This window comes from Mesorhizobium sp. P160187, assembly GCF_057766425.1.
In genome coordinates this window covers 193,474-218,776 of record NZ_JBYMDX010000001.1, presented here as the reverse complement: position 1 = coordinate 218,776, position 25,303 = coordinate 193,474, and the positions used below count along the sequence as shown (strand labels likewise).

The 25,303-nt window shown below is 63.0% G+C and carries 26 protein-coding genes and 1 pseudogene; 2 read left to right on the top strand and 25 right to left on the bottom strand.

Annotated elements, in window-relative coordinates; translation table 11 throughout:
- Nucleotides 1-168 precede the first annotated feature (168 nt).
- The 3 genes from AC3CCE_RS01040 to AC3CCE_RS01030 all read right to left on the bottom strand — a co-directional run bounded on the left by AC3CCE_RS01040 (nucleotide 169) and on the right by AC3CCE_RS01030 (nucleotide 3,770).
- Nucleotides 169-1,581 carry a hypothetical protein gene (locus AC3CCE_RS01040; RefSeq protein ID WP_352624431.1) on the bottom strand — a complete coding sequence of 471 codons (1,413 nt, stop codon included), beginning with the start codon at nucleotides 1,579-1,581 and terminating at the stop codon, nucleotides 169-171.
- Nucleotides 1,571-2,776: an MFS transporter gene (locus tag AC3CCE_RS01035; protein ID WP_352624429.1), complete on the bottom strand. Its 1,206-nt coding sequence runs from the start codon at nucleotides 2,774-2,776 to the stop codon at nucleotides 1,571-1,573. The genes AC3CCE_RS01040 and AC3CCE_RS01035 overlap by 11 nt, the downstream gene beginning before the upstream one ends.
- Before the next feature lie 106 nt (nucleotides 2,777-2,882).
- Entirely contained in the window at nucleotides 2,883-3,770 is an 888-nt protein-coding gene (locus AC3CCE_RS01030) for a helix-turn-helix transcriptional regulator (protein WP_352624427.1), read from the bottom strand.
- 278 nt (nucleotides 3,771-4,048) lie between these two features.
- On the opposite strand from AC3CCE_RS01030, the gene AC3CCE_RS01025 reads away from it, so the two are divergent.
- Together AC3CCE_RS01025 and AC3CCE_RS01020 are read left to right on the top strand one after the other, a co-directional pair.
- Nucleotides 4,049-5,044: a class I SAM-dependent methyltransferase gene (locus AC3CCE_RS01025; protein ID WP_352624425.1), complete on the top strand. Its 996-nt coding sequence runs from the start codon at nucleotides 4,049-4,051 to the stop codon at nucleotides 5,042-5,044.
- 11 nt (nucleotides 5,045-5,055) lie between these two features.
- The gene (locus AC3CCE_RS01020; protein ID WP_352624423.1) at nucleotides 5,056-6,015 is read left to right on the top strand and encodes a LysR family transcriptional regulator; all 960 of its coding nucleotides are present in this window, start codon (nucleotides 5,056-5,058) and stop codon (nucleotides 6,013-6,015) included.
- Nucleotides 6,016-6,059: 44 nt separating this feature from the next.
- Here the strand turns inward: AC3CCE_RS01020 and AC3CCE_RS01015 are convergent, their stop codons facing one another.
- The 22 genes and pseudogenes from AC3CCE_RS01015 to AC3CCE_RS00910 all read right to left on the bottom strand — a co-directional run bounded on the left by AC3CCE_RS01015 (nucleotide 6,060) and on the right by AC3CCE_RS00910 (nucleotide 25,298).
- On the bottom strand, nucleotides 6,060-6,284 hold the full coding sequence (locus AC3CCE_RS01015; protein WP_031206124.1) for a DUF2274 domain-containing protein: 225 nt from the start codon (nucleotides 6,282-6,284) through the stop codon (nucleotides 6,060-6,062).
- Nucleotide 6,285: 1 nt separating this feature from the next.
- Nucleotides 6,286-7,530 (bottom strand): TraB/TrbI/VirB10 family type IV secretion system protein, encoded by a 1,245-nt coding sequence (locus AC3CCE_RS01010; RefSeq protein ID WP_352624421.1) that lies wholly within the window; start codon nucleotides 7,528-7,530, stop codon nucleotides 6,286-6,288.
- Nucleotides 7,527-8,666, bottom strand: coding sequence for a P-type conjugative transfer protein TrbG (trbG, locus tag AC3CCE_RS01005; RefSeq protein ID WP_352624419.1), 1,140 nt, complete (start codon nucleotides 8,664-8,666; stop codon nucleotides 7,527-7,529). Before trbG ends, AC3CCE_RS01010 begins: the two co-directional genes overlap by 4 nt.
- The gene (gene trbF, locus AC3CCE_RS01000) at nucleotides 8,663-9,346 is read right to left on the bottom strand and encodes a conjugal transfer protein TrbF (RefSeq protein ID WP_352624417.1); all 684 of its coding nucleotides are present in this window, start codon (nucleotides 9,344-9,346) and stop codon (nucleotides 8,663-8,665) included. The genes trbG and trbF overlap by 4 nt, the downstream gene beginning before the upstream one ends.
- Before the next feature lie 2 nt (nucleotides 9,347-9,348).
- Nucleotides 9,349-10,710 carry a P-type conjugative transfer protein TrbL gene (gene trbL / locus AC3CCE_RS00995; protein WP_352624415.1) on the bottom strand — a complete coding sequence of 454 codons (1,362 nt, stop codon included), beginning with the start codon at nucleotides 10,708-10,710 and terminating at the stop codon, nucleotides 9,349-9,351.
- Between the two features lies 1 nt (nucleotide 10,711).
- Nucleotides 10,712-11,107 (bottom strand): putative entry exclusion protein TrbK-alt, encoded by a 396-nt coding sequence (trbK-alt, locus tag AC3CCE_RS00990; protein WP_352624414.1) that lies wholly within the window; start codon nucleotides 11,105-11,107, stop codon nucleotides 10,712-10,714.
- 10 nt (nucleotides 11,108-11,117) lie between these two features.
- Nucleotides 11,118-11,876 carry a P-type conjugative transfer protein TrbJ gene (gene trbJ, locus AC3CCE_RS00985; protein WP_031206118.1) on the bottom strand — a complete coding sequence of 253 codons (759 nt, stop codon included), beginning with the start codon at nucleotides 11,874-11,876 and terminating at the stop codon, nucleotides 11,118-11,120.
- Nucleotides 11,873-14,326 (bottom strand): conjugal transfer protein TrbE, encoded by a 2,454-nt coding sequence (gene trbE, locus AC3CCE_RS00980; protein ID WP_352624411.1) that lies wholly within the window; start codon nucleotides 14,324-14,326, stop codon nucleotides 11,873-11,875. The genes trbJ and trbE overlap by 4 nt, the downstream gene beginning before the upstream one ends.
- A 14-nt stretch (nucleotides 14,327-14,340) precedes the next feature.
- On the bottom strand, nucleotides 14,341-14,607 hold the full coding sequence (locus tag AC3CCE_RS00975; RefSeq protein ID WP_245261998.1) for a VirB3 family type IV secretion system protein: 267 nt from the start codon (nucleotides 14,605-14,607) through the stop codon (nucleotides 14,341-14,343).
- 29 nt (nucleotides 14,608-14,636) lie between these two features.
- On the bottom strand, nucleotides 14,637-14,930 hold the full coding sequence (locus AC3CCE_RS00970; protein ID WP_023816724.1) for a TrbC/VirB2 family type IV secretion system protein: 294 nt from the start codon (nucleotides 14,928-14,930) through the stop codon (nucleotides 14,637-14,639).
- 35 nt (nucleotides 14,931-14,965) lie between these two features.
- Nucleotides 14,966-15,982 carry a P-type conjugative transfer ATPase TrbB gene (gene trbB, locus AC3CCE_RS00965; protein WP_352460843.1) on the bottom strand — a complete coding sequence of 339 codons (1,017 nt, stop codon included), beginning with the start codon at nucleotides 15,980-15,982 and terminating at the stop codon, nucleotides 14,966-14,968.
- 217 nt (nucleotides 15,983-16,199) lie between these two features.
- Nucleotides 16,200-16,517 (bottom strand): helix-turn-helix domain-containing protein, encoded by a 318-nt coding sequence (locus tag AC3CCE_RS00960; RefSeq protein ID WP_006338687.1) that lies wholly within the window; start codon nucleotides 16,515-16,517, stop codon nucleotides 16,200-16,202.
- Nucleotides 16,514-16,794: pseudogene (locus tag AC3CCE_RS00955) on the bottom strand (type II toxin-antitoxin system RelE/ParE family toxin). The gene AC3CCE_RS00960 and the pseudogene AC3CCE_RS00955 overlap by 4 nt, the downstream one beginning before the upstream one ends.
- A gap of 409 nt (nucleotides 16,795-17,203) precedes the next feature.
- A complete protein-coding gene (locus AC3CCE_RS00950; RefSeq protein WP_352624408.1) occupies nucleotides 17,204-17,659 on the bottom strand; it encodes a ribbon-helix-helix domain-containing protein in 456 nt (151 codons plus the stop codon).
- A 7-nt stretch (nucleotides 17,660-17,666) separates the two neighbouring features.
- Nucleotides 17,667-19,652, bottom strand: a complete 1,986-nt coding sequence (locus tag AC3CCE_RS00945; protein ID WP_352624406.1) for a conjugal transfer protein TraG — start codon at nucleotides 19,650-19,652, stop codon at nucleotides 17,667-17,669.
- Nucleotides 19,653-19,678: 26 nt separating this feature from the next.
- Nucleotides 19,679-21,418 (bottom strand): relaxase/mobilization nuclease domain-containing protein, encoded by a 1,740-nt coding sequence (locus AC3CCE_RS00940; protein WP_352624404.1) that lies wholly within the window; start codon nucleotides 21,416-21,418, stop codon nucleotides 19,679-19,681.
- A gap of 243 nt (nucleotides 21,419-21,661) precedes the next feature.
- Nucleotides 21,662-22,429: a lytic transglycosylase domain-containing protein gene (locus tag AC3CCE_RS00935; RefSeq protein WP_352624402.1), complete on the bottom strand. Its 768-nt coding sequence runs from the start codon at nucleotides 22,427-22,429 to the stop codon at nucleotides 21,662-21,664.
- Nucleotides 22,430-22,432: 3 nt separating this feature from the next.
- Nucleotides 22,433-22,768 (bottom strand): DUF736 domain-containing protein, encoded by a 336-nt coding sequence (locus AC3CCE_RS00930; protein ID WP_023715504.1) that lies wholly within the window; start codon nucleotides 22,766-22,768, stop codon nucleotides 22,433-22,435.
- Between the two features lie 70 nt (nucleotides 22,769-22,838).
- Nucleotides 22,839-23,384, bottom strand: coding sequence for a S26 family signal peptidase (locus AC3CCE_RS00925; RefSeq protein ID WP_352624400.1), 546 nt, complete (start codon nucleotides 23,382-23,384; stop codon nucleotides 22,839-22,841).
- Nucleotides 23,381-23,902, bottom strand: coding sequence for a DUF2840 domain-containing protein (locus AC3CCE_RS00920; RefSeq protein WP_352624398.1), 522 nt, complete (start codon nucleotides 23,900-23,902; stop codon nucleotides 23,381-23,383). Before AC3CCE_RS00920 ends, AC3CCE_RS00925 begins: the two co-directional genes overlap by 4 nt.
- The gene (locus tag AC3CCE_RS00915) at nucleotides 23,899-24,141 is read right to left on the bottom strand and encodes a hypothetical protein (protein ID WP_155929825.1); all 243 of its coding nucleotides are present in this window, start codon (nucleotides 24,139-24,141) and stop codon (nucleotides 23,899-23,901) included. The genes AC3CCE_RS00920 and AC3CCE_RS00915 overlap by 4 nt, the downstream gene beginning before the upstream one ends.
- Entirely contained in the window at nucleotides 24,138-25,298 is a 1,161-nt protein-coding gene (locus AC3CCE_RS00910) for a replication initiator protein A (RefSeq protein ID WP_352624395.1), read from the bottom strand. The genes AC3CCE_RS00915 and AC3CCE_RS00910 overlap by 4 nt, the downstream gene beginning before the upstream one ends.
- Nucleotides 25,299-25,303: the final 5 nt, after the last annotated feature.

Genomic DNA, 25,303 nt, shown 5'->3' with positions numbered 1-25,303 from the left:
GTCGAGCGTAACCGCCTGTTGCTCCGTTGGGATAGCCGGTAAGCGCAAAGGTGGCCGTTGGCGGAAGTGTCCGCTTTCGGATGCAACTATGGCTTGCTCAATGACCCGACATGGGGCGCAAAGCTGCCATTCGTAACCGTCGTACACATGGGAAGTGCATAGGACATTTCAGGAAAAGGCCCATTCCGCATCGGACGGCGTGACCAACCCCTGCCGCAGTCGGCTGTGAAGTTCATTCCACGACGGGTCTGTCACGAAGCCTTTCATGCTTCCACAAGCCTCGGCGAAGGAAATGTCGCCCAAACGGCCGATGAGATCACTCATCGCGCCGTTCCTGCCCTTCAGGAATAGCTCGAGCGGATCATCATCACACTCAATTACCCGATGTCCCCAAGCACCCGGTACGTCGTCGCTTGCGAGAGCCTGCTGAAGATTTTCATCCACGCCTGTGGCCTCAAGCGCCCGGGAGACGACATAGCGCATCAGGGGGTAATAGATCGGCTGATAGCTGCCTCCAAGCGCGCGCACGCCGGGCAGGATCGACAAAACCAGAAACATCAGCAGGAGATTCGGGACAAGGCTGCGATTTGCCAGCCGCTCAAGGATATCGGGGGCTGTGAAGCACGCCACCTTCATACCGGTCGCGGGATCGATGAGCTCTCCGGCAACCAGACGCAGCGGAAGGCGTTTGCCATTTTCGTAGAGCCAGAAGAAGTCGGTACCGCGCGCGAGCCAGCCACTCCAGGGGCCGGACGCGAGCCCATCGATGCCGGCAAGGATATTGGAGGCGAACTTCGGGTCTTCCAGCAGTCTCATGCGTAGCCAGGAATTTTCGTCCGACAGATGGTCGGCCACCAGGTCGGCGATATCCTCGTCGTCGATCTGCAGGAAGGCAAAGCGGTCTCCGAACATTCTTGGCCAAAGGATGAGATTGGCTGCCTTGATGGCATGCGCCGGCCGGTCGAATTGCGTTTTCGGCAGAAGGCTACGAAGCAGCGTGAGCGCGTCTCCCCCAGTATTTGGCTCCCTCGGTAACAACTCGAACCTGTAAGGTCCCGGCCCGGCTAGCAGGCTGTATCCGATCATCCGGCTTCGGCTCAGGCCAAAGACGTTGACCGGCTTGCCGTCAACGGTGATCCAGCCTGGTCCCTTGCGTGGCTTTTCGACGAGATTCACCGTCGAAACGGCGTAGGAAACGTAGGTCGAACAGCCATGCGCCGAGAGACCAAGGAGGCTGAAGATATGCGTATAATAGGCTTCCGGCTCCAGGAGGAGAAACAAATGAGGGCCTGTCTGCAACACGCGGCGCCTTTGGAAATCCCTGCAGATTTCCAAGGCGGTATCGGCAGACAACCCGTTTCGTGTCGCTGCCTTCCTGATGATGTCGAGTAGTTTGGTGAAGGCTCGGAGCCGGATTTCTGGCATGGGAACCGAAGCCGGCGCCGTAAACAGGCGAAACGCATAATCACGGATCGGCCGGGAATGGTATGGGCTCATCCAGGGGTAGAGTGCCGTCAGCGACCCCAGGACTGCCTGTTTCGCATCTACGCCTGCTGTTAGCTCTTCCACCTCACGTTTCACCTTTTTCTCGTGTCTGAATTACACCCACGCTCAAACACAAAATACTGACGAGGAGCGCCACGCCAAAGCTCAAGAAAATCGTCGAAGGAAATGCTCGATCTCCGACAGCGGCGGCGATGCCGAAGATGAGTAACCCGAGCACCACGGCCACACTATGCATAATGCCTTTGGCCCGGCCCAAAAGATAAATGGATACATGCGACTGCAATGTGACTTCAACGCTGACGCGTCCAAGATTGTATAGAAATCCGAGCGCGACAAAAAGGATCACTGTCCAGGGCGTGGGCAGAGATGCCAGCGCCATGAGTACCAGCGCCGTTAAGCCCAAAAGCATGAGATGCCGCACGTGGGTACTCATCGCTCTTTCAATCCGGAATAGAGAGACCGCACCGATCAGTGAGCCCGCCGACCATGCAGCCTCAAGGTAGCCGAAATCCGCGGCAGTACCCTTCTGCTCCTGGAAGACGAAGCTAGATCCCACGACGCTGACTAGCACCGCGCTTGTATAGAGAAGCGCGTAGACGACAATGAGACGACGCAGGCTCAGATCGATTTGGGCTGCCGAGATTTTGGCGGTGCGGACATCGAGCGAAACCGGTTGCAGCCGCATCAAGGCCAGGCAGCCGGCTGAAAACAGGAAGAAGGCAGCAAGAACGGTGAATGGCAGGGCTGGGGAGCGATCATGCAGCAAAGGCCCTGCAAGCAAAGCTGCGCCGAGATTGCCGACCTGCATGACGAAGAAGACGGCGGAATTCGAGGCTACAAGATCGCTGCCGTCAGCTATCACGGGGATCAACGATTGAGAGCTTGTAAGCGCGAGACGGTCGCAAAACGAAAAGAGGGCCGCTGACAGACAGATAATCACAAACACGTCCATGTCGAGAAGCGCGCAAGCGGTAGCCAGCATAACGACGAAGCGGCTGAGGTCTGCCGCAACGTTCAAGCATCGCCTGTCAAATCGATCCGCCGCTACACCGGCCAGAGGGCTCGCGATGAATTCGACAACGCTGACGATCGCAAGGAACGTCGCCACGCCGGCGGTTCCGTACCCTCGCTCGACGAGAATCCAGGCGGATGCGATGTAGTAGCCGTTTCGGGCAACGGCCGCCGATAGCGTGCTGGCCAGGAATCCGAGGCAGGGACTGGACCGGCCGGCCCGTCCTTTGCCATGATGAACTCGAACCAGGTTTGACATGAGCGGCGTATCCGGCTGACCGCCGATGGATACCTTCTTCCGCCAAGCCTGCTTTACTGTGATGTTGGGGTTTTCCGATACTTGCTGAGAACCGACAGGCGGCGGCCTAAATTCTGCATTGACGGCGAAACTCCGTCGGGACCGCGCCGAAGGCCCGCTTGAAGGCAGTCGTGAAATGGCTCGAACTGCCGAAACCACATTCCATCGCGATTTCCGTCGCCGACAAATTGGTCGATCGCAGCATGTCCGCGGATTGCTCCAGCCGGCGCTGCGCAATGAATGCGTGCGGCGTCATGCCTGTCGACTGCTTGAAGGCCCTCCAGAAATGGAACCGGCTAACCCCAATTTCTTTCGCCAGATCGGCGAGCGTAGGTCTGCCGTCCGACAACGTCTCGATCATGTCCACCGCCCGCTTGAGATCGAACGATGACAAACCGCCTTTTGCCGGCTCCTGATGGAAGCCGTTCAACCTCAACATTTGGCCGAGCAATTGCGTGGCGTGGCACTCCACCATCGTTGCGCTGATGGGGTCAGGCTGCTTGAGCTCCAAGGCAATCCTCTGCAACGCCAACTCTACAGTGCCGTCCCGAAACCCGATCGACGGCGGCAGCACTGCCGGGCGATGGCGAGCCGTTCCCGCAAACACATCGTCGGCGAACTCTTTTGCAATCGAGACTAGGAGGTAGGAAGCGGTCGCGTCCCCCTCGTCCCACCCATTCCAATCACTGCCGGCGGGCATGAAGATTATCGAACCGGCCCGGCGCGGCAAAAAGGCAATCCGGCGCCCATCCACGATGTCTTCTCCGCGGCACGCCGTGCCCTTCAGGTTCATCAGGAACAAATGGTTTGGCTGCAGGATTCTTGTTTCCTGGCGCTCAAGCCCGGTTCTTTTGACCACGTCCGCCCGCACGCTCCCCCAATTCTCATATTTGTGTGTAAGCGACTGGTGCCGGGAACGGCGATTCTGGGTCGGGTCGAGCGCAAGAGTATTCACGTATCCGCAGCCTCCTTACTGGCGAGCGGCCAGTCGTCGCATGATGTGGCGAACCATGGGTTGCTGAACAACACGCAAATAACTCTGGATTGGTAGAAGATGTGACTTTAGCGAAAAAATGGCAAACGAGTGAAAGCCGCCTGTATCCGGCAGCCCTACCAGTTGGCTCAGCCAATACTTGAGCCCGGTGAAATATTAGACCCCACTTATCTTAGTGGAATTTCCCCCATCGACGTATCGGCATCTCACCAACGGAACGGTGCTGGAGGCATACTGCGATGCGTGGACTCGACGACTTCCTGGCTGAGTGCGACCATGGCCCACGGATCAACGGACTAGCCGGCTTTTTCGCCGCGACCGCCGCCGGCACGAGCGGGATGCCAATCCGCAAGCCCGTCGCCGACGCCCGCCTTCTGCCGAGCGATGAACTGCTGCGCGGCCTGGTCAGCCTGCATGCGGCACGACAAGGCTTTTTTGACCAGCATTATCACGGCAGCATTCCCTACAGATTGGAGGAGGAGTGCCGGATGGCCTACGCAATGCTGAAATACGCATGGGATCGTGGTGGTCCGCATTCGCTATACAGCCTTGGAACAGCGGAAGGCACGATGGCGAGGACACTGTCCGAACTGTCGGAGGGACAGATACGCACACTGTCGTGCAGCCCGAACGCGGAGAATTACAATTGCTTCATGGCTTATGGCGAACCGCCGCACGCTGACTTCTTCGTCGGCCCGTTTCATCATTTGACAAAGGACGTCCTGCGTTCAGATCCGCGACTGGCTAATTTTGCCCACGGGTTCGACATCATTCTCGAAGATACGACCTTTCAGATGTACTCGCCCAACAGAGCAAGCCAGATCGAATTCGTGACCCAGCACCTCAAGCAGGACGGAATCTTCGTCTTCGTCGAAAAGTTCCGGGCAACCGAGGAGCCGGACTACAGGCGTCGCGAATACCAGAAGGATTTTGGGTTCAAGGCGCGCTATTTTCCCCCAGATGAAATCGAGAAGAAGCAAACCCTCGTTCTGGATACGATGTTCGGCAATGAGGTGACTTTGGCACAGATGGCCGACGCCATACGCCAGCATTTCAGGTACTGCTCATTGACGTGGAACAGCGGAAATTTCTGTAGCCTTGCGGCGAGCAACAGCGAGGAAAACCTGAACCGGTACCTTTCTCAGATGGCCACTCCGGCCATTCCGCACGAGTACGTCTACGAAACGAGCTTGTGTCCGCCCCCGCCCGTTAGCGTCCCCGCCGCGCAGGAATAGGCTCCTGCGCCTTGGGACAGGTCGACAACACGCTCCGCCGTTTGGACCATGTCTTCGCAGCTGTCGATCATGGTAGCTTCAGGCAGGCCGCAAGAGTCCTCAGAGTGAGGGAATCCTGTGTCAGCCGCAACATCGTTGCTCTCGAACAATTGCTCGACATGCAGTTGTTTGACCGCGACGTCCATGGCGTCCGGCTGACCGAGGCCGGCCGGGCCTGGGTCGATCTTGTCCGGGCCCACTATGAAGGCTTGCAGGATGCATTGGCTGGAGGTAGTGGCGGTCACCAGGATTCCAAAACGATCAGAATAGGGTTATGCGCCCAGATGGGGCGCACGTTCGTGACACGTCTCATCGATCGTTTTGCCCATTTGCATCCGGACGTGTGCGTCGCGATCGAAGACGTTCCACTCGAACAGTGCCTGGCGGCTATACGCCGCCGGCGCCTCGACATCGTCTTCACACACGGGCTTGAGAACGCCGCTTTATGCCGTAGCGAGATATTTGCGCACGAGCGCTTGTTCGTTCTCCTGCCCTGCTACCATCCGCTTGCTAGAAAGCCTGCGGTCACATGGGCAGATCTTGCAGATACGTGTCTGCTGGTTTCAGGCGGATCCTCCCGGGATCTGCGTTTGCTGGAGCACATCGCTGCGAATGGTGGCCCCAGTGTCCAGATATGTCGCGCCAGCGAAGCAACGGTCATCCTCAAGGTGCAACTCGGTCAAGGCGTGGCTCTGGCGGGCGAGGGTTTTGCCAGGACAGTCGCCATCGACGCCACGGTGTGGAAACCGATCCGTGGGCAGCACAGCGTCAGTTCGATCAAGGCAGTGTGGCTGGAATCGAACCCAAAGCGCGCGCTTTTGCGGCTGGTTGGGACCGCAAGAAACATGGTGGCAGCAACGCGACCCGGGCCTACCCCTGTCAATGCAGGAAGTTCCGAAGGACGCGGCGCGATTTCTGCAGTCACGCCATGACTCGGAGGCGCGACTAACGCGGTTCGACTTCAGTCGTCCGGCCTTCAATCACCCTCCGAGCGCTTTGCCCTCGCAAAGCCCCGATCCGTCGCAATGAACCGCTCCAACATCGCAACGATGAGGCGCGGCGCATCGGCGGGCCGTTGCCCCGCTTCGCGGCCGAGTATCTCGGCATAAGCGGCCAGGTCGCGATGCAGTGACGCGGGGAGTTCCACCATGACCTTGACGGGTTTGTCGTCAGCAATTGGCCCCAGTTTCAGCTTGGCCATTTCAGTCTCCATAAGGTTCAAGCACGAGATCGCGCGTGACGATCACGCGCACCGGGTATCCCGGTCGGATGGTGAGTGTCGGCGCTATGTTGAGCTGCCGCTGGACGATCTGTTGGCCTGTCTGGCTGATGCTGTCCGAGGCGCCCTGGCGAAGAGCGCGCATGATGTTGCTCTCCTCGCCCGATGAGCCTGCCTGCGCGCCGATGCTCAGAACCGTGGAGAGTGCTGCAGCCTTGAAGAGCTCGCCCCAGTGATAGTCGACGCCGTCCTCGAGCCCAGCATAGCCTTCCGCGTCCGCGCCAGGCTCACGTTCCAGAACGATGGAGCGGCCGTTAGGAAAAATCAGCCTGGTCCAGACGAGCAACACCCGACGCTGGCCAAAGCCGACACCATTGTCATACTGGCCGATGAGACGCGTCCCCTGCGGAATGAGACGGACGTGTCCTGTGGGGCTGTCATAGACATTCTCCGTCACCTGCGCGGTAATCTGACCCGGCAGGTCGGAGCGAATGCCGGTGATGAGGGCGGCGGCGATGACGGCGCCCGCCTGCAGCACGTTTTTCGACGCCGACGCCGCGACGCGATCAGGCGAGACGGTTCGCTTGTCCGGCGGCTGATCAAGGAACGCGCGCTGCCGGTCCTGCGCCGAGGGTGTGGCCGGCTGCGGCGCGAGGCCCAGGCTGGAAAGGTCGGGCTGTGGCAATATGCCTGTTGTCGGCTGCGCGACAGTCGCCTCACTTGCGGGCCGCGTTTGAGTCGATGCAAACAGACGCGCGGTTCTTGCCGCTTCCAGTTCCTGCTCGCGGCGCTGCTCTCCCGGGTCCGGTCCAACGGGACCTGTCGATGGCGCGGGGACGCCATTCTGCGCGGCGAGGATCGGGCGGCCAAGATCGCCGGGAAGCGGTGGGCCAAGCTTCGGAACGCCTGCATAGTCCTTTGGCAGGCCGGCAAGCCCATCGGGCGTAGAACGATTGTCGGTTGAATAGAGCTCGTGACCCTGGCGTTGCTGACGGTTCTGCAGCGCATAAATCAGCGCACCGCCGACACCGAGGCTTGCGGCGAGGCCCAATGCGGCCAGCGCCTTGCGGGACAGACGTGTTACGCGCGGCGGCTCGGCGCGCAGCCGCATGGCCGCGGCCGGCTCGCCTGTCAGCGGCCGGGCGTCATCCTCGACCGACGCCTCCGGCCGGGCGTCATCCGCCTGCCCCCGGCCCTCTTTCTTCCCGGGATCCAATCTGTCGCTCATGATGACGACCCTCCCCTGCCTGTTCGGAGGGACGTCGCTTTGGGGGTCTCACCAGGGCCACGCATCCATGAAAATCGACTGCTCTTCACCCCATCGGTGCGGGAGATGCGGATGCGCTGCTGGTTCTTGCCGGCGCCGAAGCGCAACTCGGCGGCGGCAAACAGCCGGTCGACGATCATGTAGTTGCCGCGCACGCGATAGTTGACCAGCTCGGACGTGTCACCTTCCGGCCCGACCACGAACAGTGGCGGCATCTCACCCTGGCCGATGCCGCGCGGGAACTCGATGAACACCTGCTTGCCATCGTCGAAGGCGCGCAACGGCCGCCATGGTGCGCGATCGCCTGTCACCTGGTATCGGAAATTGACGCGAGAAAGATCGATGCCCGTCGAGACCGGCTGCACAGCTTCAGCCTCTTGGTTCTGACGCCGCAAAGCGATGAGTTGGTCCTGCGGATATTGCCAGGAAACCGATGCCATATAGGTCGACGGCGTCGAGCGCAGTTCCATGTGATAGGTCCGCCGATCGGTGTTGATGACGAGATTGGTGAGAAGGTCGGCGCGCGTCGGCTTGACGAGGATGTGGACCTGCTTGGCGCCGCCCGTACCGCTCTCGGTATCGCCGATGATCCAGCGCACGGTGTCGCCGGCGGCGACGGGACCGGAGCCGACGAGCTGCTCGCCGGGCTGCAGCGCGATGTCGGTGATCTGCCCCGGCGAGGCATAAACCTGATAGAGCGCGCCATCGACGAACGGATAGACCTGCATCGAGTTGATGAAGCCGTTGCGGACAGGCTGGACGCGCGCGGCCGCATTGGCCAGGTTCACGCGCGCGGCCGGATCGGTCGGTTCCGGGTCGGGCTTTGCGGCCTTGCCGACCGGCTTCAACTGGCCTGGAAGCGGCAGCGGCTTGGACAGCTCCACCACCTTGACGGGCGGGGGCGGATCGACCGCCTGCACGGCCGGGACCGGATCGTCATAGGAAATCTCCGGCGGCTTCTGCCTGGTGGCACAGCCCGCAAGCGCCGAGGTCAAAAGCAGAAGTGCTGGAAAGGCCATTTTGCGTAAGGCCGGCATTGCGCGAACGAGGAAAGCCGGACACCCCCGGGGGGCGGTGTTGCAGAGTGCGGGCATCATTGTCCAAGCTCCTTCGACCAGTTGATGGCGTTGATGTAGATGCCGAGCGGATTCTTCCTCAGCGTGTCGGCGTCGCGCGGGGGCTGCATGACAATGGTGAGAATGGCCGACCAGCGCTCCGTGGAAGCGAGTGATCCATCCTGATAGCGGCGTTCGATCCAGGCGATGCGGAAGCTCGCCGGCGATGCGCGGATGACCGACGACACGTCGACGGCGACCTGCTGTTTGCCGACCTTGGTGAACGGGTCATTGGCGCGCGCATAGTCGTTGAGGGCCAGCGCCCCGCCCTTCGTCGCGAAGTCATAGGCGCGCAGCCAGTTCTGCCGCACGATGACCGGATCGGCGGGGATCGACCTCACCTGTTCGAGGAAGTGTGCCAGGTAGAAGGCAATCTGCGGATCGCTCGGCTGATAGTCGCCGATCGCGGGTCCCACGGCCTGCGCCTGGCCGAGACGATCGACCTGCACCACCCAAGGCACGATCGAGCCTTTCGCGGATTGCCAGATGAGCGCTGCGGAGAAGCCCGCGGCGAGCGCCAGGCAACCGAAAGCCATATACCGCCAGTTGCGCGCCTGCACGCGAGCGGAACCGATGCGCTCGTCCCAGACCTGGGCAGCGCGCTGGTAGGGCGTCTCGGGTTGTGGGGACTCGCCGTAGTGCGTGGACGGTCGTTTGAACATGCTCAGTCACTTTCAGAGAGGTTGATCGAGGAGCCGCCGCCATGGCTGTCGCCACTGCGAACAGCGTGGGCGGCGGCCTGGACGCCATGGGACATCTGTTGCGAGCGCTTCATGCGCTTCGCCCAGGCAGGCTGACTTTCAGTGGCGGAGGACGCAACGGGAGCGGAGCTGGCTTCGGGCGCGTTCGCGCCGATTGTGCCAGCCGTGGAGGATCCGCCTGTCGTCTGGAAGGCAGCGCGAGCGCCGGACTGGAAGCTCTGCTTCATGCTGCCTGCCGCATTATTTGCCGCTGGCTTCAGCGGTGAGATGGCGCCCTGCGCGCCGGCGCTGATGACACCGCCGAGCCCGGATGCGACGCCGGAAAAGCCTGACTGTCCCGCCGCGCCGAGGCCGTAGGCTGTGGATGCCCTGCCCGCCGTTGCGGCGCCACCACGAGCCGCGGCTGCAGCACCGCCGCTTACAGCCGCGACTCCGGACACGACGGCGCCGGCGGCCGCTGCGCCCACTGCTCCCATGCCGCCAGCGGCGAGCCCGGTGCCGACCGCCGCACCCGCGCCGAGCTGCGGGCCGCCGGAGACGAGACCGTTGGCAATGCCCGGTCCAAAGATCCCAAGGCCGAGCAGCGACAGCGCGGCCAGGACGATCGCCATGGCGTCGTCGATCGACGGCGTGGTCCCGCCGAATCCCGAGGTGAACTCGGAAAAGAGGGTCGAGCCGATGCCGATGATGACGGCGAGCACGAGCACCTTGATGCCGGACGAGATGACGTTGCCAAGCACCCGCTCGGCCATGAAGGCGGATTTGCCAAACAGACCGAAGGGGATCAGCACGAAACCGGCGAGCGTCGTCAGCTTGAACTCGATCAGGGTGACGAAGAGCTGGATCGCCAGGATGAAGAAGGCCAGCAGCACCAGCGCCCAGGCGAAGAACATGCAGGCGATCTGGATGAAGTTCTCGAAGAAGGACCAATAGCCCATCAGGTTCGAGATCGAGTCCAGCAACGGCCGGCCGGCGTCGAGCCCGGTCTGCGCCACCTTGCCCGGGCGCATGAGATCGTTCACGGTAAAGCCCGTACCCGAGGCCTTCAGGCCAAGCCCGGCGAAGCTTTCGAAGACGATGCGGGCGAGATTGTTCCAGTTGGAGATGAGATAGGCAAAGACGCCGACGAACAGCGTCTTCTTGACGAGGCGCGCCATGATGTCGTCGTCCGCCCCCCAGGACCAGAAGAGCGCCGCCAGCGTCACGTCGATGACGATCAGGGTCGTGGCGATGAAGCCGACCTCGCCGCCGAGCAGGCCGAAGCCGCTGTCGATGTAGCGCGTGAAGACTTCGAGGAAATGGTCGATGACGCCCATGCCGCCCATATCAGCGAGCCTCCTGCCGGGGCGGCTCGACCTGCATCGCAGGAGCGGTCACATCCGTCCGCTCCCGTTCTTGCCGGTCGCCTGACGCCGGCACATTCGGAAACAGCGTTGCCGGCGCTACCGGAGCAGGCGCGGTTGCCGCGTTACTTTGACCGAAAAACCGGCGCCGGCTCTCTGCCCAGGCTTTCAGACAACCGGGATCGCGGGGGCCGGCCTCGCCGATCTCGGAACAGCGGCGCAATTCGAACGCGAGCGGGTCTTGTGACGTGATGGAACGGTCCCGTGCCCCAAGGGCGTCAGGCTCATCGTCCTTGGTGCTCATCTCGATCGCGGTCAGTGTCAAAGCGACCGCGATGAAGACGACCGCACTGACACGAGCGAGGATCTTGCCATCCATCGCTCCGGCCTCAGTTCTTGCCATAGAACATCTGCGCACTGCCGGGTTGGTAGCCCGAGCCCTGCGTCAGGAAGCGGCGGCGCTGCTCCCGGCCCTGGTCGGCGGCGGTGGCCTGCTCGGCCGATTGCAACGCTTGCGCCCGACCATTCGCGGCGACGACAGCGGTGAGATCGGCAAGCTGCTGCGCCTGAAGCCCGAGGAGCTGGTTGCCGGCCTGTGTTGCCTGAAGCGCGCCGGTCGCACCCTGGCTTTGGCCGACCAGTGCCGACATCTCACTGCGATTGGTGTCAATGTTGCCGACGACGCCCGCCTGCACACGCATGGCATCCTGAAGGCCACCAACCGTGTTGCCCCAGCGCGAGCGCGCGTCGGCGACGAGTTGCTGATCCGAAGCCGATAGCGAGACGTTGCCGTATTTCTGCTGGAAGGCCTGATCGATCTGCTGCACATCATAGGCAACGTTCTGCGCCTGACCGAGCAGTTGCTGCGTGCGCTGCACGGACTGCTGAAGCTGTTGCAGCGAGGAGAACGGCAGGCTTGCGAGATTGCGCGCCTGGTTGATGAGCATCTGCGCCTGGTTCTGAAGCGAGGTGATCTGGTTGGTGATCTGTTCGAGCGAGCGCGCTGCCGTCAGGACGTTTTGCGAATAGTTCGAGGGATCGAAAACGATCAAGGCCTGTGCCGGTGTCGTCAGGAAAGGCGAGAGCGCGGCAGGAGCGACAAGCAGTGCGGCGGCGAACCGCATGCCAAGGGAACGGCGTTGTTTCATGGGGACTTCTCCTTGTTGGTGAGGGCGGGGCTGGTTAGGGCGGGAACGAGTTCAGCGGCCCAGCCGACGCCACGGTGGCTAAGCCAGGCTGCGAGGAATCCGTCGCGGCCGTGCTCGGCGAAGATGCGGGCGATCGCGGCCTGGTCGGTCTTCGAGGACACAGCGCAGAGCGCGAGCGCCACATCGGACAGACCGAGCTCGAACAGCCGGTTGCCGCGTCGGGACTGGCAGTAATAGTCGCGCTTTGGCATCGCCCGCGCGATGATCTCGATCTGCCGATCGTTGAGGCCGAATCGACGATAGATCGCCGTGATCTGCGGCTCGATTGCGCGCTCGTTTGGCAGCAGAAGCCGGGTCTGGCAGCTCTCGATGATCGCGGGCGCGATTGCCGAGCCGTCAATGTCGCTGAGCGACTGCGTGGCGAAGATGACGCTGGCGTTCTTCTTGCGCAGCGTCTTTAGCCATTCGCGGAGCTGGCCGGCAAAGCCCTCATCGTCCAGCACAAGCCAGCCTTCGTCGATGATGAGAAGGGTTGGCGAGCCATCGAGCCGGTCCTCGATGCGATGGAAGAGATAGGACAGGACGGCGGGCGCGGCACCTGTTCCGATCAGCCCCTCGGTTTCGAATGCCTGGACCGACGCCGATCCGATATGCTCGTGCTCGGCATCGAGCAGGCGGCCATAGGGACCTCCGACGCAATAGGGGCGCAATGCCTGCTTGAGATCGTTTGATTGCAGCAGCACGACCAGGCCGGTGATGGTGCGCTCCTCGACAGGCGCGGACGCCAGAGAACTCAACGCCGTCCAGATATGCTCCTTGATCTCAGGCGTGATCGTCACATTCTCACGCGTCAGGATCGCCACGATCCAGTCGGCGGCCCAGGCGCGCTCCGGGACATCGTGAATGCGCGCGAACGGCTGAAGACTGACGCTATCGGACGCTCCATCGCTGAGATCGCCGCCGAGATCATGCCAGTCGCCGCCCATGGCGAGTGCCGCCGCGCGGATCGAACCGCCGAAATCGAAGGCGAAAACCTGCGAGCCTTCATACCGGCGGAATTGCAGCGCCATCAGTGCCAAGAGCACGGACTTGCCCGCGCCGGTCGGGCCGACGATCAGCGTATGGCCGACGTCACCGACGTGAAGCGAAAGCCGGAACGGGGTCGAGCCTTCGGTCTTGCCGAAGAGCAGAGGGGGCGCTGCAAAATGCTCGTCCCGCACCGCGCCCGCCCACACCGCTGAAAGCGGTATGATGTGGGCGAGATTGAGCGTGGAGATGGGAGGCTGGCGGACGTTGGCGTAGACATGACCCGGCAGGCTGCCGAGCCAGGCGTCGACGGCATTGATGGTTTCGATGATCGCCGTGAAATCGCGGCCCTGGATGACCTTTTCGACCAGGCGCAGTTTTTCGTCGGCGATGCCAGGATCATCGTCCCAAACAGTCACCGTCGCGGTGACATAAGCCATGCCCGCATAGTCGGCGCCGAGCTCCTGGAGCGCCATGTCGGCATCAGCGGCCTTGTTTGCGGCGTCGGTGTCCACGAGGACGGACGCTTCGTTGGTCATCACTTCCTTGAGGATCGCGGCGACCGATTTGCGCTTGGCGAACCATTGACGCCGGATCTTTGTCAGCAGCCTGGTGGCATCGGTCTTGTCGAGCAGGATCGCGCGTGTCGACCAGCGATACGGGAAGGCCAGCCGGTTCAGTTCGTCGAGCAGACCCGGCGTGGTCGCGGTCGGGAACCCCGTGACCGTGAGAATGCGCAGATGCAACGCGCCAAGCCGCGGCTCAAGCCCGCCGGTCAGCGGCTGGTCGGCCAGCAGGACATCGAGATACATCGGCGTTTCGGGAACGCGGACACGGTGGCGATTGGTCGAGACGCAGCCATGCAGATAGGTCAGCGTCTCGGCGTCATCGAGCCAACGGCACTCCGGCATAAAGGCTTCGACAAGGCGCAGGACGCGGTCGCTGCGGTCAGTGAACCCGGTCAGCACCGCGTTGGGGTCGAGGCCCTTCTTCTCACGCCCTTCGTAGAGCCAGCTTTCGGCACGGGCGGTGTCTTCGGCGGGCGCAAGGTAGGTGAGCGTCAGAAAGTAGCTGGACTCGAAATGCGCGCCGGCCTCCTCGAAGCCCGCCTTTCGCTCCGCATCGACCAGCGTGGAGGCCGCATCCGGAAAGCTGCTGTCGGGATAGCGGGTCGAGGCATGGCGCTGCGCCTCCACGAAGATCGCCCAGCCGGTGCCAAGCCGGCGGAAGGCATTGTTGAGCCGGCCGGCGACGGCGACCAGTTCTGCCGGCACGGCGCTGTCGAGATCGGGGCCGCGAAAGCGCGCGGTGCGCTGGAAGCTGCCATCCTTGTTGAGGACGACGCCGGCGCCGACCAATGCCACCCAGGGCAGGAAGTCAGCGAGCCGGCTGCTGCGGTTGCGATATTCGGCAAGGTTCATCATCTGTGCGACCTCGCTTAGACCGTGAGATGCGCAGGGATGCGCAGATGCCGGCGAACAACATCGACGAAGAGCGGATCGCGCTTGGCGGCCCAGACGGCGGCAACATGGCCGATCGCCCAGATGGCGATACCGACGAGCCACAGACGCAGCCCCAGCCCCACGGCGCCCGCGAGCGTCCCGTTCATGATGGCGATGGCGCGCGGGGCGCCGCCGAGCAGGATCGGCTCGGTCAGCGCGCGGTGCACGAGGACCGTATAACCCGGTACTGTATAATCCGGCATTGGGCCGCCCTGTTCGACAGCGCCCACCATCAGACCAGCGCTCCGCCGCCGAACGAGAAGAACGACAGGAAGAAGCTCGACGCCGCGAAAGCGATGGACAGGCCGAACACGATCTGGATGAGCCGGCGGAAGCCGCCCGACGTGTCGCCGAAGGCGAGCGTCAGGCCGGTGACGATGATGATGATCACCGCCATGATCTTGGCGACCGGGCCTTCGATCGACTGGAGGATCTGTTGCAGCGGCTGTTCCCACGGCATCGACGAGCCGGAGGCATAAGCGGGCGCGGCCATCACCAGGAAGAGCGTGGCAACGGAAACAGTCATGGCAAGACGATGGCGCCCGAGGCGCAGGCGTTGGATCACGGATTTTCTCCTTCAGGGCTTTGGATGAGCAAGGGCGGGCTCTCGTCGCCCTCGAGGACGGCTGGCGCGACCCGGTAATCTCCGTCCGGGCAAAGGCCTTCGACACGGGCGAGTTCGGACAACCGGCGCGCGGAACCGCGGCCGGAAAGGACGGCAACGAGGTCGATCGTCTCGGCGATCAGCGCGCGCGGGACGGTGACGACGGCTTCCTGGATAAGTTGCTCCAAGCGGCGGAGCGCGCCAATGGCGCTGCCCGCGTGGATCGTCCCGAGGCCGCCGGGGTGGCCAGTGCCCCAGGCCTTGAGCAGTTCGAGCGCCTCGGCCCCGCGCACTTCGCCGACCGGAATGCGGTCGGGGCGCAGGCGAAGCGATGAGCGAACAAGATCGGAGAGCGACGCGACGCCGTCTTTCGTGCGCATCGCCACGAGATTGGGCGCGGCGCATTGCAGCTCGCGCGTATCCTCGATGATGACGACGCGATCGAAGGTCTTGGCCACCTCGGCCAGCAGTGCGTTGATCAGCGTGGTCTTGCCCGTGGATGTGCCGCCTGCAACGAGGATGTTCGCGCGGTTGGCAACGCCCTGGCGCAGCGCGTCCACCTGCTGCGCCGACATGATTCCGGTCGCGACATAATCTTCGAGGGTGAAGATGGCGACGGCGGGCTTGCGGATCGCGAAGGCGGGCGCCGCGACGACGGGAGGAAGAAGCCCTTCGAACCGCTCCCCCGTCTCGGGCAGCTCGGCCGAGACACGTGGGGCGCCGGCATGGACTTCGGCACCGACATGATGAGCGACGAGGCGAACGATGCGCTCGCCGTCCGCTGCTGACAAACGCTCTCCTGTGTCGGACAACCCCTCGGACAGGCGGTCGATCCACAAACGTCCATCGGGATTAAGCATCACTTCGACGATGCCGGCGTCGTCGAGATAGCGCGCGATCGCAGGTCCGAGCGCTGTGCGCAGCATGCGTGCGCCGCGCGCCAGACCTTCTGAATTGTGAGGCGAAGCTGCCATCCTGTCCCCGTTTCGATCCGGGGGAACATGGACGGCCCCTGGACGGGGATGATTAAGAGAGCCGCATCTCGAGTGGTTTCAACACCTATATCGAGGCGTAGTGGCGTAGCGTGCAAATACAGGAGATTGGCGGTGCCGACCTGTGATCAAGGCCGGCGATCTTCAGGCAAGGGCGGCGCTCGCCGTCAATTGTGCGCTCGTCGGTAAAGCCGTCAGATCACGCGGCTTCAGCACGAGTTGACCGTCGAGGCTTGTGGCGAACCACCACGTCGACCTTGTAGTCGAGCCGGTCCAGACAGCGAACCAGCCTGTCTATTGAAAACTTACCCGTTCGCCCTGTGGCGATCGCGGAGACGTCGGGCTGTTTCATTCCGAGCAGTTCAGCCGACTTCGCCTGGGTCAGGCGCCGGCGCTTGATAATGGCGCGGATCTCGCGGGCCAGCTTGGCCTTGAGCAATTCCTCTTCGGGATTGTCAAAGCCGAGGTCCGCAAACACGTTGCCGCTGCTCACTTCGGCGGTGATGTCTTCCGTCATGACTTTGTTCCTTTCCCATAGTTTTCACGATAGTGCGCCTCGGCCGCCTTCAATCGTACTGTGACGAGATCGATTTCATGCTTGGGTGTCTCCCTGCCCCTCTTCGACTTCTTCTGGAAGCAATGAAGGACGTAGAGCGGACGGTGTAGACGGCGCGGTAGGTATCTCCGTCGAAGTCGTCGACCACCTCGAGGATGCTGCGGCCCCCAAACCCTTTCAGGGCTTTGACAGCCGGGTGCTCCTCACCATTCTGGGCGTCGTTGATTGCGACACCCATCAACCGGCGAACATCGACCGGAAACTCGCGCAGGTCATCCTTCGACGATCCCATCCATACCGTGAGCTTTTGGTTTTTCATTCGCCCTTTGCCTTATAGCATACAGACTATAATTTTCAACGAAAAGATCCTGACACCGCCTAGCCACTGAAAATAACTGATTCGGCTCAGACGGCTGCTTTTTCTAGAAGCTCATAAAGGCGTGGTCCCTCATGCAATCACGGATCTTGAATTGCGGATTTCGCGCCCAACATGGTTCCCATATCAGCGACCCTGCCCTGCGGCTGTCTAGCTCTTGTCTGCCAAACCCGACAGGTTGGCAACGCGAGTTCCATGACAACATATGTGTTACAATACTTTGATATGCTTGACATATCGATGCTTGCAAAATCTCGGTCCGCCAGTCCGTTCAGCGCGCGGGCGTGCCGGGCTGGTGTGTGTCCAGACCGCCATCGATGTCCTCGGAGATCTCCTGCCGAAGCTTTGGACCTCTCGCCAGGCGCCGGCCGAGCGCGGTGACGAAGGCATCATAGCGCTCGCCAGCCTTGGAGTGGGCTGCCTGTGCCGCGGGCTCGGGCAACGCTGGTGTTGTCGCCAGCCAGAAGCGGACGAAAACAGCGAGCGTCTCCACGGCAATCGCGACATCGCGCTCCTGGCGCGTCATACGGCGGTCCAGCTGGTCAAGCCGCTTGGTGATCGCCGCCTCCTGCCGCTCGGCGGCATCGGGTGAGAGGAACGACTCGATTGCCGCCTCCGCGACGAGCGACCGTGAAAAATCATGGCGCGCCGCATGTTCGGCCAGCCTGCTCATGACCTTCGGATCGAGATAGACGGACAGGCGTTGCTTGCGAGGTGGCTTTACCATGGGAGCCTCACATATCCACGCCGTCGCCGGGGTCGAGCGACGCCTGCCGCGCAACGCCTTGCATCAGGCGCGTCAGTCGACGGTTGCGGGCAACCTCGTCCTCCACGTCATCCAGGTGATCGATCTCGAATTCGTTCTCGGTCGAAGGCTTCACGACCTGCTCGACGCGACTGAGCTCGGGTTGCCGACGACGCTCGGAATCAGTTGTGTCGTCATCCGTGGCCAACGGCGCCGACATGGCTTCAGCAATCTGCGGACGAGAAGGCAGAGGCAGGTTCGTCCAGTCGTCCGGCCTCCCCTCCTCCGCCGCCGCCCTCAGCAGCGGCGGCGGCAGGATACGTTCCCGGAAGCGAGCATCCTCATGATAGCGCGCCTTTTTGGCGCGGATCGGCGGAGCACCCGCGACCATGACGATCTCGTCGGTCGCCGGCAGCTGCATGACTTCACCCGGCGTGAGCAGCGGGCGAGCCGTCTCCGAGCGGGAGACCATGAGATGACCGAGCCACGGAGACAGCCGGTGGCCGGCATAGTTCCTCATGGCCCTCATCTCGGTCGCTGTTCCCAGCGCATCGGACACGCGCTTGGCGGTGCGCTCGTCATTGGTGGCAAAGCTTACCCGGACATGACAGTTGTCGAGGATCGAGTTGTTGGCGCCGTACGCCCTCTCGATCTGGTTGAGGGATTGAGCGATCAGGAAGCTTTTCAGCCCGTAGCCGGCCATGAAGGCGAGCGCCGATTCGAAAAAATCGAGGCGGCCAAGCGCCGGGAACTCGTCGAGCATCAGGAGCAGCCGGTGCCCTTTCGCCCTGACCTGCAGATCTTCAGTCAAGCGGCGGCCGATCTGATTGAGGATCAGGCGAATGAGCGGCTTGGTCCGATTGATGTCGGACGGCGGCACGACGAGGTAGAGTGTCGTCGGATGCTCGTCGTCGATAAGGTCGCTGATGCGCCAGTCGCAGCGGCGCGTGACCTCTGCCACGACAGGATCGCGATAGAGGCCAAGAAATGACATGGCGGTGGACAGCACGCCGGAGCGTTCGTTGTCTGATTTGTTCAAGAGCTCTCGCGCGGCGCTGGCGATGACCGGGTGCGGACCAGCCTGCCCCAGATGCGCGGTTTTCATCATCGCTGACAGCGTCGATTCGATCGGACGCTTCGGATCGGAAAGGAAACCGGCCACGCCGGCAAGCGTCTTGTCCGGCTCGGCGTAGAGGACATGCAAGATCGCGCCGACCAGCAGGGCGTGGCTGGTCTTCTCCCAATGGTTTCGCCTCTCGAGCGAGCCTTCGGGATCGACCAGGATGTCGGCGATGTTTTGAACGTCGCGGACTTCCCATTCGCCGCGACGCACCTCGAGCAGCGGGTTGTAGGATGAGGATTTGGGATTGGTGGGATCGAACAGCAGGACCCGCCCATGCATGGCGCGGAAGCCCGCGGTGAGTTGCCAGTTTTCGCCCTTGATATCGTGGACGACGGCGGAGCTCGGCCAGGTCAGCAGCGACGGGACGACCAGGCCGACACCCTTGCCCGAACGTGTGGGCGCAAAGCACAGCACATGCTCCGGTCCATCGTGGCGCAGATAGGCGCCGTCAAAGCGCCCAAGCACCACCCCATCGGAGCCGAGAAGGCCCGTTGCCTTGACCTCCTGCTTGTCGGCCCAGCGGGCGGAGCCGTAGGTCTCGACCTTCTTGGCCTCTCGAGCCCGCCAGACCGACATGCCGATGGCGACGGCGACGCAGGCGAAACCGCCGAAAGCCGCGATAAAGGCTCCCTCTACGAAGATCGACGGCGCGTAGGCATCGAAGCCATACCACCACCAGAAGAATGACGGCGGAAGGTAGAACGGAAAGCCCAGGACACGGAACCATGGCCTGCCCAGCTCGGGCTGGAATGCCAGGCGCCAGGCCACCCACTCCGTCGCGCCCCAGGTCGTGAACAGTACGATCATCAAGAGGGCGAGGATCTGGCCCCAGAGAATTTTGGTGGCGGACATGCTGCAGTCCTTTCTTCAAATTGAGACTAGATGCCGAGGCCTCGCTTGCGGCCAAAACTCCAGTCGATGCCGTCGTCATTGCGAGCGACGCCAGAGACGTGGCTGCCAAGATGTTTTTCCAGGGACGGCGTCCAAGGCACCAGTTGGAAACCGAGGCCGTCATCGATCATGGCGAAGCGGCCCGACGCGAGCATGAAGCGCTGCCGGTAGGAACCGGTGACATATTCGCCGCCGCGGGCGCGGTTGAAAGGCTGGCCGGTTTCGGCCGAGAGCTTTTGGCCGAGCGCTTCCAGTTCGCGGCGACGCAGCGTGTCGACCAGGCCGCGGGTGAAGGTTGTGCGTTGGCCCTGCCGCTCACCGAGGCCCTGTTGGACGAGGTGGTCGGTACGGCGCTCCATTGCCTGCCGTACCTCGGCACCGAAGCCGCCTTCAGACAACGCAATCGGTTCGCGGGCGATGTTCTGGCGGTCAAGCCAGGTCGCGCCGGCGGCGGTAACCTGCCGCTCAATATCGAGATCGGAACGGACAGCGAGTGCTGCGCGCCCATGTCCCTGCGCGTCATTGAACTTGCGCAGTTCGACGATGGAACCCGGAGCGCTGTCGCCGGCTGCGTCGAGATCGTACAGCTTGATGTGATGCGTACGGCCGTCGATGCCATCGACCACGGCGTAGGCGCTGCCTTTTAGTTCATCATCGAGGCCGCGGTCGACCAGCCGACCGACGATCGGCGTGTCGAGGCGCTCCGCCGCCAGCACATAACTCGCCGCGCCGCGCTCGATGCCCTGTTCTGTTAGGGCGCGGTGCATCCGCTTGATGATGTCACCGCGTTCGCCAAGCTCGCGCAGCGTCGCCTCGGCCTTTTCGTCGATCATCCATTGGCCTGGGCCGACCTGTTCGGCAAGGCCAAGGGTTTCGAGCTTGCGCGCCCGCCCGACCTTCAGCACGTGATACTCGTCGGGCTGAGCGTTCGCCGGGGACGCAAGATCGAGAACGCCGGTGTCGCGGCCATCGCGAACAAGTTGCCGGTCAAGCTGGGTCCAGCGTTCGGCTTCGACCTGGCGCTCCAGATTGCGGCGGATGTCGAGATCGGTGCGCGGGCCGAGCTCCTGGGTAACGAGGTCGGCGGCGCGGGCGCGCATTCCCTCCTTGATGTAATCGCGGGAGATCACGAGATCCTGCCCGTCATCAGTGCGGCCGCGCAGGATGATGTGAAGGTGCGGGTTGTCGGTGTTCCAGTGATCGACACCAGCCCATTCCAGTTTCGTGCCGAGGTCCTTTTCGATCTGCCCCATCAGATCGCGGGCGAAGGATTTGAGGTCCGCCATGTCGACGGCATCTTCCGGCGAGACGATGAAGCGGAAGTGGTGCCGATCATCGCCGCACCGCTCGGCAAAAGCACCGCCATCCACCTCCCCGGTCTGCGGCCCGAACAGCCTGGCCTTCTCCCCGTCACGGGTGACGCCCTCGCGGCGCAGATAGGTGAGATGAGCGGCAAGCGGCGTGGCGCGCGCGTGATGACGCACCAGCCGCGTCTTGATGATCACTGTTCGCGAGCGGCCGGTGAGGAGACGATTGGCGCGCACGCTCGCCGAGCGTCCGCGCCCGAACGTCGAGCGATTGCCCGGACTGATCCGGCCGGAGCGGGAGATGCGGGCGCCGGCCTTCTGGGCGGCGGCAAGCGCCTGCGCGATGAAGGGCCTGGCGCGCTGGGCACTGGGCGAGCGGATACGGCCGGGCCGGATCCGGAAACCATCCTCGTCAGTCATCGTGAAGATCCGCACATCGTCTCAAGGCATGGAAATCACATGCAAATCATTGTTCGAGCGCCGTGCGCCAGATATTCGCACCTCGCGGAAATGCTGCATAACCTATTGAAACACCACAACCGATCGACGCCGCACCTCGCGGCCTTTTATCTCGCCATCTTCCGGTTGTTCTGCCCACCTTCCGCCTCCATCCACGCCACGGTGCGCTGGGGCTCGCGGTTGCGCGAAGACGCCCATGTGCGCTCATGGCTGGATCCTTTCGCCCCCTCGCGCCACGAAGAGGCCTTCGGACAGCGGCACGATGGCGGACACATCGCGCACGGCGGGCGCAGAGCTCGCGTCATTTGGTGGTCGCTCAGTTGGCACCCGAGCGACAGCTTGTTTGCGATCCGGCTGACCGACGAACAGCGAGCCGCGCTTCCAGGGAATGGCCTCGACAGACGTAACGGCGAAAGGGCGGATGGTTGCGCGACCTCCGAAAAGCGGAGCAAGTGCTGCGACATAGGCGCGGGTCTCGGCCGGTAACCGACGCCCAGTGAGGTAGGCTTGGTAGCGTGCAGGTCCCGCGTTGTAGGCGGCCAGGAACCCGGGCGAGCCGAAGCGATCGTGCAGTTCGCGAAGATACGCCGTTCCAGCCAGGATGTTGTCCCGGGGATCGAATGGATCGCGGCCAAGCGACCAGCGGGCGCGCAGATAGTCCCATGTACGGGGCATGATCTGCATCAAGCCGCGGGCGCCTGCGCTGGAGACGGCACGCATATCGCCCGCACTCTCCTTGCGCATGATGGCGCGGATCAGCGCGGTCGGAACGCCGAAGCGGTGCGAGGCTTCTGCGATATGCGCGCCGAACGGATCGCGTTGGGACGACCGGGCAACGGCCAGGTCCTGCGCCGCTGCCGCCGCCGGCATGACGGTCGCGACGGACAGGCCGCAAAGGAGGAGCAGAGCCATGCGCCGGGCAGCACGAAGCCGCCCGGGCGCATGGCTCGTCGACGGACGGCGAGCGCGCATCGTTCAATCCTTCTCGCTGCGGTCGCGCGGCCGCGCCCAGTGCAGCGACCAGGACGTCTTGTCGTCTCCATTGCGAAAGAGGTTCGCGCGTATTGGCTGCGCGAAGGTCGGGTCGTCGAGCTGGATCGAGACATAGTCTCCGGCCTTTTCGCTGGAGCGTTTCCAGCCGGCGCCGATCTCGGGGCCGTCCTCGCTTGCGGCGTGAACGCGATAGTCAGGCGCATTCTCCGTTTCGCTCGCCTCTGCCGCCACAATGGCGATATCCAGGTTGAGACTGAGCGTGTGGATGCGCCCGCGATAGCCAGTCTTCTGGCGCGTGAATTCCCCGATCTGTTGCATGTCTGGCTCCTGTTTTCGAGTGGTGCGGTGATGAAGACTGGCGGCACGACGCGCGCCGCTGGTCGCGCGCTCACCGCGTTGGCGCGCACCATTCGAAGCGGCCGTTGCCGTCCTCGTCGGTCCACAGCGGGACGGCGCGGCCGATGATCTGGGCGGTGGAGGTGGGGCCGAAGTAGCGGCCGTCGAAGCTGTCGCGGACATGCCGGTTCATCAGGAAGACTTCGCCGCTCGCGATGCGGCGGCAACCCTGCCAGACCGGCAGGTCACGGCCGGCCCGGTCACGCGTCAACGCTATCCCCGCCTCGATACCATCGACCGTGATGGTGAGGTTCAAGCGACAGACCCATTGCCCGGATACACCAAGGATGCGCTTCAGGAGTGGCACGCCCCTCGGCAGATAGCCGCGATCGGCGAGGAACGCCGCGAGCGGCTCAGGCGCGTCGACGGCCACAAGATCGGTGACCTCGAAGGGTCCGTCGAAGTCGATCGTGTAGAAGCCGATCGGTGCGCTGGCTGACGCATTCCAGATGAGCTTCGCGGGCATCGAAGTGAGGCCGAGATAACCGACGCCCATGGTTGCGATAACGCTGGCTAAGATGATCCCCGCGCGCGTCACGGCTCGGTCCTCTTGCGCAGCAGGAAGGCACGATGTTGGTCGAGTGTGTAGCTGCGCGGCGCATGGCCGGCGGTTATACGGTTGTGGATGTGCCGCCAATGATCAGGCGACACCGACTCAGGCTCGATGCCGAGGCGCTCGATGGCGTCAATCGCCTGCAGCACGCGTTCGACCTTGGGCCAGCTCTCGACCTTCAGCAGGATGTCGCCGCCGGGTCGCACGAAGGGCAGCGTCTGATAGGCTTGGCCAGACGCGACCGCACGCACGATATCGATGCGTGAGAAGATCGTTCCGAAGTCGTTCGCGGCCCAGCGCACGAACGCGAAGACCGTGCCGGGGCGAAAGGACAGGATGCGCCGGCGACGATCAACGATCTGTTCGCGGGCGGGCGTGCCGAAACGGATCCAGTTCTCCTGTCTCTTCTCGACCCAGGTCAGTTCGACATGGACGAGATCGTCGCGAGCGTGGTGCGTGGCCGGGAACGCGTCGCGCATGCGGGGAGCCGCGATGCCAGTCATTTCGGTTCTCCTGATGCGGTGGGAAATTCGCGCGCGAGCCTCGCGCGCAGCGTGTCGGCGACGATGATGTCGTGCTGGAGAGCGGCGATGCGGTCGCGCTCCTGAGTCGTCAGCTCGGTGGTCGGGCGCACGACGAAGGTCGCCAACCTATTTCCCTTGGAGGTCAATTCACCGGCGAGATGCAGCGTCAAAGTTGCCTTGCCGACACGGCTCTTTCGATTTAGGGGTGCGGCGCTCATCGGGTGGCTCCCGAGCGCGGATCAAGCGGCGGAGTCGGACCTTCGGAAGCGCTGGTTGCCGTGATGCGACCGCCAGAAACCGATGGCGCATTGGAGGTCTTGTCGGTCTCGATCCCGAGTGCGTCGCTGGTTCGGCGGATCAGCCTCTGCACATTGCGCGCGCGCTCTTCAAAGTTAGAATCTGGGTTAGAGTCTAAGTTAAGGGCGCGATTTCGGCTTTGCCTTCCTAGGGTTAGGCCCCGTTTCGGTTCCTGATAGCACGAGCCTGCGGTTCCCGATGGCACGATAGGTCCGGTTCCCGATAGCACGAGGCCGTCCACAGGCCTTCCACAGGAGCCGATCCGCTCGAAGGCAAGCAGAACCCGGCCGCCAATCTCCACTTCCAGCGCAAGGGTGTAGCCGGGCAGCGGCTGGCGGCGGATGATGTCGCGCAGCTCGAAGGCAAAGCGCTTGTAGGGCGACAGGCTGCCGGATTTCTGGTGAAGGTGACGGAAGTCGAAGCGCCAGCCGTCGCGCTGGCGTCCGCCATGCTTGCGCACCAGCCGATAGAGCCAGCGCTCCAGCCCCCCAGTCAGGTCGAAATAGGCCCGATTGATCGTCAGCACGAGCGCGTCATCGAGGACCGCCCGGTAGAACCAGTCGGGGACGATCAACTCGATCCCCGCGGGCTTGCCATGGCGGTCGATGCGCTCCTGCCACTCATTGATCCAAGAGAAGCGGTGACGCCGGCCCTCGGCGGGCTGACGAATTGTCGTCGAGACGGTGGTCGACTGAAGTCGATCAAGCCCCGCCTTCAGGCGCTGATAGTCGCGCAGGCTCTTGCCGCGGCCGACGAAGGTAAGGATCTCATAGGGCGTTGCGGCCATAAGGCGCGAGGTGCGAAGCCCGCTGTCACGCGCCTCGACGATCTGGCTCGCGGCCCAGATCAGGATGTCGGCGTCCCAGATGGTCGCCATGCCATGATCGGGTACGGCCTCGACCCGGATCGTGACGTCGCCGGCGGCAAAATCGATCGGGGTGATGCGATGGGTCTTGGAAAGGGAGAAGAACGGATAGGCCATGAGATCCTGCGCGTCTCGTGGGGCGAAGTCGCCAGGCAGCGCCCGGAAAAGGTCGAGCTGCCCGCGGTCCGAAAGGGATTGGTTTCGCGCCACCATCTGGA